This window comes from Streptomyces sp. NPDC042364 (assembly GCF_056437585.1).
This window is the reverse complement of the sequence record NZ_JBWKAJ010000005.1, coordinates 267,246-280,718: the sequence shown is the minus strand read 5'-3', so window position 1 is coordinate 280,718 and position 13,473 is coordinate 267,246. Positions and strand designations below refer to the sequence as shown.

General features: G+C 71.6%; 11 protein-coding genes and 1 pseudogene. 7 read left to right on the top strand and 5 right to left on the bottom strand.

Annotated features, from left to right (window positions below; genetic code table 11):
* The first annotated feature begins 31 nt into the window (after positions 1–31).
* The gene (thpR, locus tag AC067N_RS13040; protein ID WP_478679129.1) at positions 32–598 is read left to right on the top strand and encodes an RNA 2',3'-cyclic phosphodiesterase; all 567 of its coding nucleotides are present in this window, start codon (positions 32–34) and stop codon (positions 596–598) included.
* A gap of 318 nt (positions 599–916) precedes the next feature.
* Here thpR and AC067N_RS13035 read toward each other — a convergent pair whose 3' ends face one another.
* The 4 genes from AC067N_RS13035 to AC067N_RS13020 all read right to left on the bottom strand — a co-directional run bounded on the left by AC067N_RS13035 (position 917) and on the right by AC067N_RS13020 (position 4,803).
* Positions 917–1,909 (bottom strand): aldo/keto reductase, encoded by a 993-nt coding sequence (locus AC067N_RS13035; protein WP_478678951.1) that lies wholly within the window; start codon positions 1,907–1,909, stop codon positions 917–919.
* Between the two features lie 30 nt (positions 1,910–1,939).
* Complete coding sequence (locus AC067N_RS13030; protein WP_478678950.1) at positions 1,940–3,265, bottom strand: MFS transporter; 1,326 nt, start codon at positions 3,263–3,265, stop codon at positions 1,940–1,942.
* Positions 3,154–4,008 carry a Uma2 family endonuclease gene (locus tag AC067N_RS13025; RefSeq protein ID WP_478678949.1) on the bottom strand — a complete coding sequence of 285 codons (855 nt, stop codon included), beginning with the start codon at positions 4,006–4,008 and terminating at the stop codon, positions 3,154–3,156. Before AC067N_RS13025 ends, AC067N_RS13030 begins: the two co-directional genes overlap by 112 nt.
* Positions 4,009–4,119: 111 nt before the next feature.
* Positions 4,120–4,803 carry an SGNH/GDSL hydrolase family protein gene (locus AC067N_RS13020; protein ID WP_478678948.1) on the bottom strand — a complete coding sequence of 228 codons (684 nt, stop codon included), beginning with the start codon at positions 4,801–4,803 and terminating at the stop codon, positions 4,120–4,122.
* A 250-nt stretch (positions 4,804–5,053) separates the two neighbouring features.
* Here AC067N_RS13020 and AC067N_RS13015 point away from each other — a divergent pair, with 250 nt between their 5' ends.
* Both AC067N_RS13015 and AC067N_RS13010 read left to right on the top strand, forming a co-directional pair.
* Positions 5,054–6,061, top strand: a complete 1,008-nt coding sequence (locus tag AC067N_RS13015; RefSeq protein ID WP_478678947.1) for a WD40 repeat domain-containing protein — start codon at positions 5,054–5,056, stop codon at positions 6,059–6,061.
* A 35-nt stretch (positions 6,062–6,096) separates the two neighbouring features.
* The gene (locus tag AC067N_RS13010) at positions 6,097–6,840 is read left to right on the top strand and encodes a VOC family protein (RefSeq protein ID WP_478678946.1); all 744 of its coding nucleotides are present in this window, start codon (positions 6,097–6,099) and stop codon (positions 6,838–6,840) included.
* 256 nt (positions 6,841–7,096) lie between these two features.
* Here the strand turns inward: AC067N_RS13010 and AC067N_RS13005 are convergent.
* Positions 7,097–7,882 (bottom strand): annotated as a pseudogene (locus AC067N_RS13005) (TetR/AcrR family transcriptional regulator); the annotation flags it as partial.
* An 86-nt stretch (positions 7,883–7,968) separates the two neighbouring features.
* On the opposite strand from AC067N_RS13005, the gene AC067N_RS13000 reads away from it, so the two are divergent.
* The 4 genes from AC067N_RS13000 to AC067N_RS12985 all read left to right on the top strand — a co-directional run bounded on the left by AC067N_RS13000 (position 7,969) and on the right by AC067N_RS12985 (position 13,402).
* Positions 7,969–8,985 (top strand): ATP-binding cassette domain-containing protein, encoded by a 1,017-nt coding sequence (locus AC067N_RS13000; RefSeq protein ID WP_478678945.1) that lies wholly within the window; start codon positions 7,969–7,971, stop codon positions 8,983–8,985.
* Positions 8,982–9,854, top strand: coding sequence for an ABC transporter permease (locus AC067N_RS12995; protein ID WP_478678944.1), 873 nt, complete (start codon positions 8,982–8,984; stop codon positions 9,852–9,854). The genes AC067N_RS13000 and AC067N_RS12995 overlap by 4 nt, the downstream gene beginning before the upstream one ends.
* 154 nt (positions 9,855–10,008) lie before the next feature.
* Positions 10,009–11,550, top strand: a complete 1,542-nt coding sequence (locus tag AC067N_RS12990) for a cellulase family glycosylhydrolase (RefSeq protein WP_478678943.1) — start codon at positions 10,009–10,011, stop codon at positions 11,548–11,550.
* Positions 11,551–11,779: 229 nt separating this feature from the next.
* Positions 11,780–13,402, top strand: a complete 1,623-nt coding sequence (locus AC067N_RS12985) for an alpha/beta hydrolase (protein ID WP_478678942.1) — start codon at positions 11,780–11,782, stop codon at positions 13,400–13,402.
* Positions 13,403–13,473: the final 71 nt, after the last annotated feature.

Here is a 13,473-nt window from a genome sequence, read left to right as displayed (position 1 = left end):
TTTCCCTGGAATGGTGGCGGGCATGAGTGCCATGAGACTGTTCGCGGCGGTGCTGCCGCCGGCCGACGTGGTGGACGAACTCGGTCTGGCCGTGGCCCGGTTGAAACGGCTGGCCGGTGCCGACCGGTTGCGGTGGACCGAGCCGCCCGGCTGGCACTTCACGCTCGCCTTCTACGGGGAGGTCGACCCGTCGACCGTCCCGGAGCTGGCGGAGCGGCTCGCACGGGCCGCGCACCGGAGCGAGCCGTTCCCGCTGGCCGTGGCGGGCGGCGGGCAGTTCGGTCACGGGCGGGCGCTGTGGGCGGGGGCCCAGGGCGATCTGCGCACCCTGCGGCTGCTGGCCGACCGGGCGGAGGCGGCGGGACGCAAGGCCGGCGTCGACATGGGGCAGCACCGCCGCTACACCCCGCATCTGACGGTGGCCCGCAGCCGGGAGGCGTTCGAGGTACGGCCGTACGTCGAGGTGCTGGAGGCGTTCGCCGGGCGCACCTGGACCGTCGCCGACCTGGCCCTGGTGCGGAGCAACCTGCCGACGTCGGGGGTGCCGGGGGAGCAGCCGCGGTACGAGGCCGTGGAGCGGTGGGAGCTGGGACCCTGACCCAGGGGCCCGGCTGACGGTTCGCGGGGGCCGTCTCGGGTGGTCCGGGGCCGGGCGGTTAGGCTCGGTGGCGTGGACCCGAAGACCCGAAACCGGATCATGGCCGGTGTGCTCGTGCTGATGTTCGCGGTGGTCGCCCTCGCGGCGGCCCTCGGCAAGTGACCGCGGCGGCGTTCGGGCGCTGACGGAGAACCGGGCGCCGGGGAACCGGGCGCCGGGCAACCGCAGGGACCGGGGAACCACGGACCGTCGTGGTGACCGTGGCCCGTGCGGGCCGGTCGCGTGGTTCCCCCGCGTCCCTCGGGGGTGGCCCGGCGGTTACCAGGCGAAGGCCTCCGGGGACGGGCCCGGGCCCGGGAAGATCTCGTCCAGGGAGGCGAGCAGTTCCTCGCCCAGCTCCAGCTCGGACGCCCGGATCGCGGACTCCAGCTGCTCGGCCGTACGCGGCCCCACGATCGGCCCGGTGACACCGGGACGCGTCAGCAGCCAGGCCAGCGCGGCCTCGCCCGGCTCGATGCCGTGCTTGTCGAGGAGGTCCTCGTACGCCTGGATCCGCCCGCGCGCGGCCGGGTCGGCGAGGGTGTCGGCGGCGCGGCCGGAGGCCCGTCGGCCGCCCTCGGCCTCCTTCTTGAGGACACCGCCGAGCAGACCGCCGTGCAGCGGCGACCAGGGGATCACTCCGAGCCCGTACTCCTGGGCGGCCGGGATGACCTCCATCTCGGCACGGCGTTCGGCGAGGTTGTAGAGGCACTGCTCGCTGACCAGGCCGATGGTCCCCGACCGCCGGGCGGCGATCTCGTTGGCCTGGGCGATCTTGTAGCCGGGGAAGTTGGACGACCCGGCGTAGAGGATCTTGCCCTGCTGGACCAGGACGTCGACCGCCTGCCAGATCTCCTCGAAGGGGGTGGCCCGGTCGACGTGGTGGAACTGGTAGACGTCGATGTGGTCCGTCCGCAGCCGCTGCAGGCTCGCGTCGACCGCCCGCCGGATGTTCAGCGCGGACAGCTTGTCGTGGTTGGGCCAGGCGACACCGTCCGCCGCCATGTTGCCGTACACCTTGGTGGCGAGGACGACCTTGTCGCGGCGGTCCCCGCCGCGCGCGAACCAGTCGCCGATGATCCGTTCCGTGCGGCCCTTGTTCTCGCCCCAGCCGTACACATTTGCCGTGTCGAAAAAGTTGATCCCCGCGTCCAGCGCCGCGTCCATGATCGCGTGGCTGGCCGCCTCGTCGGTCTGCGGCCCGAAGTTCATGGTGCCGAGCACCAGCCGGCTGACCTTGAGTCCTGTGCGTCCGAGCTGTGTGTACTCCATGGTTGCCCAGCCAAGGCGGTGGAGTGCGCTCTAGGCAAGGGGACCCCGGGCGGCCGTCGGGCGGGCCCGGCCGCCCTGCCGCCCCGCGGGCCGGTGCCGGGGGAGGAGCAGCGGGGTGGCGAGCATGAGGGCGCCGGCCGCGGCGATCGCCGTGCGGGCGTCGGTGACGGCGGCCAGCAGGCCCCACAGGGCGGTCAGCGCGGCGATGGTGAGCTTGCTGGTCACCGACCACGCCGACAGGGTGCGGGCGACCCGGTCCGGCGGGGTCTCGTCGAGGCGGTACGTGGCCATCACCGGGTTGAAGACGCCCATGCAGGTGATCAGGCCCAGTTCCACGGCCATCACCAGGACGAGCCCGGTGACACCCGGGTGGACGAACGCCAGCCCCACCGGCCAGCACGCCCGCAGGGCGCCCGTCGCCAGCAGGACCCGGCGCTGTCCGTGGCGGGCGACCAGCCGCCGGGCGAGCCGGGAGCCGATCAGCCCGCCCAGGCAGGGCAGGGCGAAGGCCAGCCCGTACTGCCAGGGCGCGAAGCCCAGCTCGCCGACCATCAGGACCAGCAGCGGCGGGGCGGTCGCCATGATCAGGCCGTTGACCAGGATCGTGTTGAGGAACAGGGGGCGCAGTGCCGGGCCGGCGAGGATGTACCGCCAGCCGTCGAGCAGGTCTCGGGCGCGGAGCCGGGGCGCCGGCGCCTCGGCGGGTGTTCCGCCGGAAGGGGTCTCCTCGGGGCGCGCGGGGTGTTTCCGGGTGCGCGCGGCGGGGTGCTCGGTGTCGCCGATCGCCCGGAGGGCCGTCGCGGAGAGCAGATAGCTGATCGCGTCGGTGACGAGGGTGACCACCGGGCCGAACAGGCCGAGCGCGGCGCCGCCCAGCGGGGGACCGAGCATGGTCGCCGTCCAGTTGGTGGCCTCGAAGCGGCCGTTCGCGGCGAGGAGGTGCTCCGGGGGGACCAGGGACTTCAGGAAGGCGCCGCTCGCCGCGCCGAAGGTGATGTCGGCCGCGGCGACGACGACCGAGACCAGCAGGAGCTGCGGGAAGGTCAGCAGGTCGAGGGCGTAGGCCGCGGGGACGGTCAGGAGGGCGCCGGCGCGGAGCAGGTCCGTGGCGATCATCACCGGGCGCTTGCGGCGGAACTCCACCCAGGGGCCGAGCGGCACCGCCACCACCGCGCCCACGGCCAGGCCGGTGGCCGCGAGGGCCGAGACCTGCGCCGGGCCGACGTCCAGGACCAGGACCGCGATCAGGGGGAGCGCGTCGAAGGCGAGCCGTGTACCGCAGGTGCTGACCGCGTACGCCGCCCACAGCCACCGGAACTCCCGGCCCAGGCGCTGTCCGGCCGCCCCCGCCCCCATCCCGGGCCCGCCTCCCGTCGCCGTACGCGACGCAGCCCGTGCTCACGCCGACCGCGCCATCCAAGCGAGCGGGGGCGGCCCGGGCAAGCCCACCCCCGGCCCGTGAACGGGTCTTGGCCATGGCTTGGCGTCCTCTTGGCGGCGCCGGGCCCCGGCTCAGTCGCGGGGGAACTCGTCGGTCTGAGAGTGAGGCCGACGACGGTGTCGGTGAGGTCCAGTTCGTAGCCGAACGGGATGATCGTCTCGATCACGTACTCACCCTGCTTGGGATGCCGGTACAGGTGGCACCTGCCCTGGTACGGGTCCGCGATCAGGTAGACGGGGACCTCAGCGGTCGCGTAGGCGGTCTTCTTGGGGCCGTAGTCATTGGCCGCGGTTCCCTTGGAGATGACCTCGACGACGAACTCGACGTCCTCGCAGCTCCACAGGCCCTTGGAGTCCTTGACGGCATCGCCGGACACCAGGGTCACGTCGGTGGAGAACCCGTTGAGATGGCCCGGATAGTCGATACGGACGTCGGACTTCAGACGCGTGCGGGGGTACGCGGTACGCAGCTGTTCGATGATGTCCAGGATGATCTCCCAGTGCGTGTCCCGCTGCGGCGACATGAAGATGGCCCCCTCGACGATCTCGACCTTGAATCCCTCGGGGACGGGCATCTGCTCAAGCCACTCGAACATGGTGTCGAGCGTGAGTTCGCCGTTGTGCTCGGCCATCTCGATCCTGTCGTCAAGGACGGTCATCGTGGCGCTCTACCCGGCTGCCGCCGGGTAGCGAACAGCCGCGCAGTGCAACGATACGCACGGTGACCAGGACACGTGCGTGCACGGCTGGTCCCGTGGTCTCGCTCGCGGCTACGGCAGCTCGTACGGTCCGCCCAGCCCCCACGCCTCGTGCATCGCGCCCGCGAAGGCCGCCGCGATGCGGTGCTCGCCGGAGGCGTTGGGGTGGGTGCCGTCGTAGGTGTCGAGGTGGATGTCGTACGCCGGGGGCGGGGACGCGAGGAGCAGCGGGGAGCGGGGCTCGTCGAGGTCGGCGGCCGTCTTGGCGAGGAGTTCGTTGAAGCGGGCGACCTGCGCGGCGAAGCCGGCGTCGTCCTCGGCGCGGACGTTCGGGATGACCGGCAGGAGGACCATGCGGATCCGCGGGTCGGCCTCGCGGGCGGCGCCGATGAAGCGGCGGGTGTTCTCGATGGTCTGCTCGGCGTCCGTGTAGAAGCCCAGGTCGATCAGGCCGAGGGAGACGAGGAGGACGTTGGCGCGGTGGGCGCGGACCGCGTCGGCGATCAGCGGGGCCATGTGCATCCAGCCCTCGCCCCACCCGGCGAGGTGGGCGCGGGGGAAGAGGGGGTCGCCGTCGGCGTACTCGTACGAGGTGGGGGCGTCCGTCGCCTTGTCGTAGAGCGTCTCGCGCGGGCCGACGATCCGGAAGGGGCCGTCGTGCGAGGCGCACAGGTGCTGCCAGAGCCGGTAGCGCCACGTGTGTTCGCCCGCGCTCCCGATCGTCATGGAGTCGCCTACGGGCATGAACCTGAGCATGGGCTCATCATGAACGATCGCTACCCATCGGTAGGAGGGACCGGGTCGGGTACCCCTGTGAGCATCACCACGTCCGGCCCCTCCAGGGGCGCGGGGACGGCGCGATCGGCCGCACCGTGGCCCGCACCCGGCCCGGTACGCCCACCCCCACGGCGCACCCCGCCCCACCCGGCCGTCACCCCGCCCCACACCCCACCCCCACGGCGCTCCCCACCCCCGCCCGGCGGAGCGACATGGCAGGGTGGGGGGCATGCGCCGACCACCCCGCCGCCCCCTCCTCGCCGGTCTCGCCGTGCTCGCCGGCGCTCTGCTCGCCGCCGTGCCGGCCGTGCCCGCGGCCGCCGACGACGGCAACTTCACGATGAAGGACACGAGGATCACGGAGTCCAGCGGTCTCGCGGCCTCGCGTCAGCACCCCGGGGTCTACTGGACCCACAACGACAGCGACGACGGGGCCTTCCTGTACGCCGTGGACGGCAGCACGGGGGAGACCGTCGCCACCGTGACCCTGACCGGCGTCGGCACACCGCGGGACGTCGAGGCGATCTCCGTCGGCCCGGACAACCACCTCTACGTCGGCGACATCGGCGACAACCTCGGCGGCACCTGGCAGTACGTGTGGGTCTACGAGCTGCCCGAGCCGAAGCGGCTGAAGGACCAGACGCTCAGGGCCACGCAGTACGTCGTGAAGTACGAGGACGGCGCGCGGGACGCCGAGGCGCTGATGGTGCACCCGAAGACCGGGCGGGTCTTCATCGCCGACAAGAACGAGGCCGGGGGTGCGCTGTACGAGGGCCCGGCCGAACTCTCCGCGTCCGGCACGAACGTCTTCGAGAAGGTCGCCTCCGTGCCCGACCTCGAGGTCACCGACGGGGCGTTCTCGCCCGACGGGAAGCACCTCGCGCTGCGCTCGTACTTCGGCGCGATCCTCTACGACTGGAACGGCGGCAAGATCAAGAAGGCCGACCGGCTGAGCGTGCCCCTGCAACGGCAGGGGGAGTCCCTCACGTACACCACCGACGGCTCGAAGATCATGTACGGCAGTGAGGGCGAGGGCAGCGCGGTCGTCGCCCGCGACGCCCCCGGCGACGGCGCGGGCAACGGCGGCTCCGGCTCGTCCTCCTCCGACGAGGGCGGCTCGGCCACCGCGCAGGACGGCGAGGGCACCGGCTCGGGCCTCAAGGCCGGCGCGATCGCCGTCGCCGGGGCCGTCGTCGTCCTGTGGGGCTTCAAGCGCGTCCGGCGCCGCCGGTCCTGACGGGGTGTCCGTCACCGGCTCGTAGGATCGGCGGCATGGCGCTGCGACCCGTACATGTGATCGTCAAGGCCGTCGACGCCTCGGCGGTCGGCCGGTTCTGGGCGGAGGCGCTCGGGTGGACGGCCTACAGCCCCGGTGGTGCGGCCACCTACGTCGGACCGGCCGGCGGTCTCGTCTGGCCGCATCCGGTCGCCGTCGGGGTCGATGTCGTCCCCGTGCCGGAGCCCGGGACGTCGGCGAAGAACCGGGTGCACCTCGACATCGCCACCACCTCGGCCGCCCGGCAGGCGGAGTTGGTCGCCCGTCTGCGGGCCCTCGGTGCGACGCCCGCCGATGTGGGCCAGGGCGATGTGCCGTGGACGGTCCTCGCCGACCCGGAGGGCAACGAGTTCTGTGTGCTGGAACCCCGGGAGGTCTACCGGGACACCGGGCCGATCGCCGCGGTGGTGGTCGACTGCGCCGACCCGCCGGCCATGGCCCGGTTCTGGGGCGAGGCGATCGACTGGGCCCTGCACGAGGTGACCGACGACCATGCGGTGCTGCGCTCCGCGCAGGGCGTCGGCCCGTACCTTGAGTTCCTGCGCACGCCCGGCGTGAAGACCGCGCCGGACCGCGTCCATCTCGACCTGCTGCCGTACGCCGGTGACGACAAGGCGGCGGAGGTGGACCGGTTGCGGGCCCTCGGCGCCACCGACCTCGACGTCGGCCAGGGCGATGTGCCGTGGACGGTCCTCGCCGACCCGGAGGGCCACGAGTTCTGCGTCCTCGCCCCGCACTGACTCGACGAGCCCCGTCACCGCCTTCGGGGGTGGTCCCGCTCTCGTCTCAGGCTTCGGGGACGCTCGCGGTCTTGTTTCCGGCTTCGGGGACGCTCGCGGTCTTGTTTCCGGCTTCGGAGGTGCTCGCGGTCTTGCTTCCGGCTTCGGGGAGGGCCCGGCTCTCGTCTCCGGCTTCGGGGGCCGTCCCGCTCGCGGCCCCGGCTCCGGGTGTGCTCGCGCCCTCGTCCCCGGCCCCGGCGGTGCTTCCGCCCTCCTCCCCGGCTCCGGTGGCGCTGCCCTCGCCGCGCCGCCGGGTCACCAGTACCTCCAGGCCGTCCAGGAGGCGTTGGAGCCCGAACTCGAAGTGGTCGAAGTCCCGGCCGAACGCGTTCTCGGACAGCCCGGCCAGCATCGGATACCGCCCGGACGCCATGACCTTCTCCAGTACCGGGACCTGCGCCGCCCAGAACTCCGCGTCGGTGAGCCCCGTCCGCCGCTCCACCTCCGCCTCGTAAAGCTGGGTGCGGGCCGCTCCGACCACATAGCCGTCGATCGCGATGACCGCGGAGACCAGCTCGGGATCGGTCAGTCCCATGGACTTGATCCGGGCGAGGACGTTCTCCATGCCGTCGAGCGTGCTGGGTCCGAGGATCGGCCGGGTCTGGTTGACCTGGAGCAGCCAGGGGTGGCGGCGGTAGAGCGCGAGCGTCGCACGGCCCACCGCCTCCAGCGTGGACCGCCATCCGCCGTCACCGGGACTCGCCGGGTCGTCGGAGGGCCGCTGCACCCGGTCCAGCATCAGGTCGAGCAGTTCGGCCTTGCCGGGGACATAGCGGTACAGCGACATCGTGCCGGTCCCCAGCTCCGTGGCGACCCGCCGCATCGACACGGCCTCCAGCCCCTCCGCGTCCGCGACCCGGACCGCCGCCTCGACGATCCGCTCCAGCGTCAGCCCCGGCTTGGGCCCCCGGCTGGGACGCCGCCCGGTGTCCCACAGCAGTTCGAGCGTACGGACGATGTCGCCGCTGCCGCTGGTCTCCGTACCGCTCTCGCCCCTTGTCATGTGCCGAGTTTAAGTCCCCGAAAAAAACTGAGTACGACGTACGCGCATTCGGGTACGGTGTACTCAGTTCTAGCGAAGGGGGACCCATGAGCGAAGGAACAGGCGACGGGTACGCGGTGCGGGCCGAGGGTCTGGAGAAGCGGTACGGCGGGAAACGCGCGCTCGACGGCTTCGACCTGGCCGTCCGCGAGGGCACGGTCCACGGCCTCCTCGGCCCGAACGGCGCGGGCAAGACCACGGCCGTCCGCATCCTGTCCACCCTCGTCCGGCTGGACGGCGGACGGGCGGCGGTCGCCGGTCTCGACGTGGCCCGGCAGCCCCGTGAGGTCCGGGCGCGGATCGGCCTCACCGGCCAGTACGCGGCGGTGGACGAGGTGCTGACGGGGCGGCAGAACCTGGAGATGTTCGGCCGGCTCTTCCATCTCGGCGGGCGGAGGGCGAAGCTGCGCGCCGCCGAGCTGCTCGACCGGTTCGACCTCGCCGACGCCGCCGACAAGGGCGTCGGCGAGTACAGCGGCGGTATGCGGCGCCGGCTGGACCTCGCGGCCTCGATGATCCTCGCCCCGGCCGTCCTCTTCCTCGACGAGCCGACCACCGGCCTCGACCCGCGCAGCCGGGGCGAGGTCTGGGACTCGGTACGGGCGCTGGTCGCGGGCGGCACGACCGTCCTGCTGACCACGCAGTACCTGGAGGAGGCCGACAGGCTGGCCTCCCGTGTCACCGTCATCGACCAGGGCCGGGCCATAGCAGACGACACCCCCGACGGACTGAAGAGCACGGTGGGCGGCGACCGGGTCGAGGTCGTCGTCGCCGACCGCGCCGACATCCCGCGCGCGGCGAAGGTCGTCGCCCGGGTCGCCGACGGCGAACCGGAGTCGGACGAGACCGAACTGCGCGTGCACGCGCCGGTGACCGACCGGGTGAACGCCCTGACCGAGGTGGCCCGCACACTCCAGGACGAGGGCGTCGCCGTCGAGGACATCGGCCTGCGCAGGCCCAGTCTGGACGACGTGTTCCTGCGGCTGACCGGGCACCGCACCGAACCGCCGGGGGAGCAGGGCGCCTCGAAGTCCGTGTCGCAGCCGAAGGGGGTCGCCGCATGAGCACCGGCACCAGCCCCGGTATCCGTCCGACCACCGGCCCCGGTGCCGTCGGCGCCCTGGACCTCACCGACCGCCCCGTCCACGGCCGTACGTACTGGCTGCTCGCCGATGTCTGGAATATCGTCCGCCGCGGCCTCACCCACTACCGGCGCCAGCCGGTCAACATCGCCTGGCAGCTCGGCTTCCCGATTCTCTCCGTCCTCCTCTACGGCTATGTCTTCGGCAGCGCCATGCAGGTGCCCGGCGGCGGGAACTACCGGGACTTCCTGATGCCGGGCATGTTCGTGATGACGATGGTCTTCGGGTTCATCAACACCGCGACGCTCGTGGTGTACGACTCCACCAAGGGCGTGATCGACCGCTTCCGGTCCATGCCGATGGCGCCGTCGGCGGTGGCCGCCGGGCGCGGGGTGACCGATCTGCTGGTCGCCTGCGCGGAGTTGGCCATCATGATGCTGACGGCCCTCGCGATGGGCTGGCGCCCCGACCCGGGTCCCGGCTTCCTGGCCGCGTTCGGTCTGCTGCTGTGGCTGCGGTTCGCGCTGATCTGGCTCGGGGTCTGGCTCGGCCTTCTGGTACCCAACCCGGAGGCGGCCGGCGGCCTCTTCGCGGTCGCCTTCCCGCTGACCATGATCTCCAGCATCCTCGTGGCCCCGCAGCTCATGCCCGACTGGCTGGGCTGGGTCGCCGCCTGGAACCCGATCTCCTCCACGGCCGCCGCGACCCGCGAGCTGTTCGGCATCCCGGTCGGCGGCGGCGACTCCTGGGTCGAGCAGCACGCGCTGCTGATGGCGGGCGTGTGGCCGGTGGTGCTCACGCTGGTCTTCCTGCCCCTGGCGGTGCGGAGGTTCAAGAAGCTGAGCCGCTGACCCACGGCACACGTGTCCCACGGGAGGCGTCCGGCGCACAACGGTGCGCCGGACGCCTTGACGTGTTCATGCGATCTGTCTTCCATGGGGGTGCGGGCGATGGGAGCGCTCCCATCCGTTCCGGGCCCGCCCCTCCCGAGGAGGCAGCAGCGACATGTTCCGCAGCTTACGGAGAACCCTGGGCGCCCTGTGCGCGGCCGCCGCCGTGCTGGTGGTCCCGTTGGCCGGCGGCGCCCCGCCGGCCGCAGCGGCCGAGGCCGCCGCCGGCGCCGGCTACTGGCACACCGACGGGCGCCGGATCCTCGACGCGAACAACCAGTCGGTGCGGATCGCCGGCATCAACTGGTTCGGCTTCGAGACCGCCAACCACGTGCCCCACGGCCTGTGGTCCCGCGACTACAAGAGCATGATCGACCAGATCGGGTCGCTGGGCTACAACACCCTCCGCGTCCCCTACAGCGACGACATCCTCAAGCCCGGCACCATGCCCGACAGCCTCAACTTCTCCGACGGCAAGAACGCCGATCTGCGCGGTCTGACCTCGCTCCAGGTCCTGGACAGGATGGTCGCGCACGCCGGGCGGAGCGGTCTGAAGGTCATCCTCGACCGGCACCGCCCGGACGCGGCGGGCCAGTCGGCGCTCTGGTACACCTCCGCGGTCCCCGAGTCGACGTGGATCGCCAACCTCAAGGCCCTCGCCACCCGTTACAAGGGCGACTCCACCGTCGTCGGCATCGACCTCCACAACGAGCCGCACGACCCGGCCTGCTGGGGCTGCGGCGACACGTCCAGGGACTGGCGGCTCGCCGCCGAACGCGCCGGCAACGCGGTCCTCTCCGCCAACCCCGACCTGCTGGTCCTCGTCGAGGGCGTCCAGTCGTACAACGGCGTCTCGGGCTGGTGGGGCGGCAACCTGATGGGCGTCGCCGACCACCCGGTACGGCTCGACGTGCCGAACCGGCTCGTCTACTCCGCCCATGACTACGCCACCAGCGTGGCCCAGCAGAGCTGGTTCGGCGACCCGGACTTCCCCGCCAACATGCCCGGCGTCTGGGACCGGTACTGGGGCTACATCTTCAAGCAGAACATCGCCCCCGTCTGGGTGGGCGAGTTCGGTACGACCCTCCAGTCCACGATCGACCAGCGCTGGCTGGCCGCGCTGGTGACGTACCTCCGCTCGACCTCGGCGTACGGCAACGACTCCTTCCACTGGACGTTCTGGTCCTGGAACCCCAACTCCGGTGACACCGGCGGCATCCTGAAGGACGACTGGCAGACCGTCGACACGGTGAAGGACGGCTATCTGACGAGCATCAAGGCGCCGGGCTTCCCGCCGGGCGGCGGCTCGGGCGATCCGGGCGACCCCGGTGACCCCGGCGATCCCGGCGGCGGGACGCCCGCCTGCGCCGCCGTCTACACCGTCGGCAGCGACTGGGGCGGCGGATTCAACGCCGAGGTGAAGGTGACCAACACCGGGACGACCGCCCTCAAGTCCTGGAAGGTCACCTGGACCTGGAGCGGCGCCCAGAAGGTCACGAACATGTGGAACGCCTCGTACACCCAGACCGGTTCGACGGTCACCGCCACGAACGCGGCCCACAACGGAGCCCTGGCCGCGGGCGCTTCGGCGAGCCTCGGCTTCGGGGGCGCGCCCGGGGGCGGGGGTGTGCCGAGCGTGAGCTGCACGGCGACATGAGACGGGGGGCGTCCGGTCACGCCGGGCGCCCTGCCGAACGGCCGGTGCGGAGATGTCCCGGATGAGGTCAACTGACCTTGTCTGTCGGGAATTTGACGGGGCCCAATGACTCAATTCAGTCAAGTCTTGGTCGAATCTGTCGATGCGCGGCGTGCTCTTCGGGAACCATGCGGCTCGGGCCGCGTACCTCGCGGACCTGGAACCCCCCTCACTGTTCAGAGAGAACTCCATGAAGAGAAGCGCAGCCGTGTTCAGCGGCGCCACCGTCGTACTGGCCGGGACGCTCGCAGCCGCCCCCGCCAACGCCAGCGCGCCGCAGTCCGTGAACACCGTGCAGGCCGCCGCAGCGAAGGTCTCCTGGAAGAAGTGCGCCACGGACAGCGCACCGACGATGCAGTGCGCGTCGGTCAAGGTGCCGCTGGACTACGCCAAACCGAGCGGGAAGAAGATCACGCTGGCGCTCTCCCGCGTGCCGCACACCGCGAAGAAGTACCAGGGCCCGCTGCTGGTCAACCCCGGCGGCCCCGGCGGCAGCGGTCTGTCGCTGGCCGGGTTCGTCGCCGGCTCCCTGCCCAAGTCCGTCGCGTCCCAGTACGACGTCATCGGCTTCGACCCGCGCGGGGTCGGGGACAGCAAGCCCGCCCTCAACTGCAAGCCGGGCCACTTCAACCCGGTGCGGCCGGACTCCGTGCCCAGCACGCCCACGATCGAGAAGGCCAACCTCGACCGCGCCCAGTCCTTCGCCGCGGCCTGCGCGGCCAAGTACAAGGACGTCCTGCCGCACATCAACACGGCCAACGCCGTGAAGGACATGGACTCGATCCGCAAGGCCCTCGGCGCCAAGAAGATCAACTACTTCGGCTACTCGTACGGCACCTACCTCGGCGCCGTCTACGCCAAGCAGTACCCCGAGCGCGTGCGCCGCCTGGTGCTGGACTCCATCGTCGACCCGACGGGCGTCTGGTACGAGGACAACCTCGACCAGGACTACGCCTTCGACAAGCGTCACAAGGCGCTCATGAAGTGGATCGCCAAGCACAACTCCACCTACAAGCTCGGCACGGACCCGGCCAAGATCGAGGCCAAGTGGTACGCCATGCGGGCCGACCTCGCCAAGAAGCCCGTGGGCGGCAAGGTGAAGGTGGGCGCCTCCGAGCTGGAGGACACCTTCATCCCCGGCGGCTACTACAACGGCTACTGGCCCTTCCTCGCCGAGGCGTTCGCCGCGTACGTGGGGGACAAGAACAGCGACCCGCTGGTCGAGGCGTACCAGAACTTCGCCGCCGTCGATGCCTCCGGTGACAACGGCTACAGCGTCTACACCGCCGTGCAGTGCCGTGACGCGTCCTGGCCGCGCGACTGGAGCAAGTGGCAGAAGGACAACTGGGCCGTCTACAAGAAGGCGCCCTTCATGGCCTGGAACAACGCCTGGTACAATGCGCCGTGCGCGTTCTGGCCGACCAAGACGCTCAAGCCGGTGAACGTCGCCAACTCCAAGCTCCCGCCGGCGCTGCTGTTCCAGGCGACGGACGACGCGGCCACCCCCTACCAGGGCGGCCTGACCATGCACAAGCTGCTCAAGAACTCCAGCCTGGTCGTCGAGCAGGGTGGCGGCAACCACGGCATCTCGCTGAGCGGCAACTCCTGCCTCGACAAGTACCTGGCCACCTACCTGTCCAACGGCAAGGTGCCGAACGGCAAGGGCAAGGTCGACGCGGTCTGCAAGAAGCTGCCCGACCCGAAGCCGCAGGCCGCGCAGGAGATGTCGGCGCAGTCCGCGCAGGGCACGTCGGGCGGGACCGCCGCGAAGGGCGGCGCCGCCCTGCACGGCATCCTCGGCTTCCGCGGCTGATTCCGCACGGCGGGGACGACGCCCCGTAGGACGACACCCCGCAGGACGGACACGAAGGGCGCCCGGTGACC

Coding starts and splice junctions, on each gene's coding strand:
- thpR (WP_478679129.1), top strand. CDS start 32: ATGAGACTGTTCGCGGCGGTGCTGCCGCCGGCCGACGTGGTGGACGAA.
- AC067N_RS13035 (WP_478678951.1), bottom strand. CDS start 1,909: ATGGAGTACACACAGCTCGGACGCACAGGACTCAAGGTCAGCCGGCTG.
- AC067N_RS13030 (WP_478678950.1), bottom strand. CDS start 3,265: ATGGGGGCGGGGGCGGCCGGACAGCGCCTGGGCCGGGAGTTCCGGTGG.
- AC067N_RS13025 (WP_478678949.1), bottom strand. CDS start 4,008: ATGACCGTCCTTGACGACAGGATCGAGATGGCCGAGCACAACGGCGAA.
- AC067N_RS13020 (WP_478678948.1), bottom strand. CDS start 4,803: ATGCTCAGGTTCATGCCCGTAGGCGACTCCATGACGATCGGGAGCGCG.
- AC067N_RS13015 (WP_478678947.1), top strand. CDS start 5,054: ATGCGCCGACCACCCCGCCGCCCCCTCCTCGCCGGTCTCGCCGTGCTC.
- AC067N_RS13010 (WP_478678946.1), top strand. CDS start 6,097: ATGGCGCTGCGACCCGTACATGTGATCGTCAAGGCCGTCGACGCCTCG.
- AC067N_RS13000 (WP_478678945.1), top strand. CDS start 7,969: ATGAGCGAAGGAACAGGCGACGGGTACGCGGTGCGGGCCGAGGGTCTG.
- AC067N_RS12995 (WP_478678944.1), top strand. CDS start 8,982: ATGAGCACCGGCACCAGCCCCGGTATCCGTCCGACCACCGGCCCCGGT.
- AC067N_RS12990 (WP_478678943.1), top strand. CDS start 10,009: ATGTTCCGCAGCTTACGGAGAACCCTGGGCGCCCTGTGCGCGGCCGCC.
- AC067N_RS12985 (WP_478678942.1), top strand. CDS start 11,780: ATGAAGAGAAGCGCAGCCGTGTTCAGCGGCGCCACCGTCGTACTGGCC.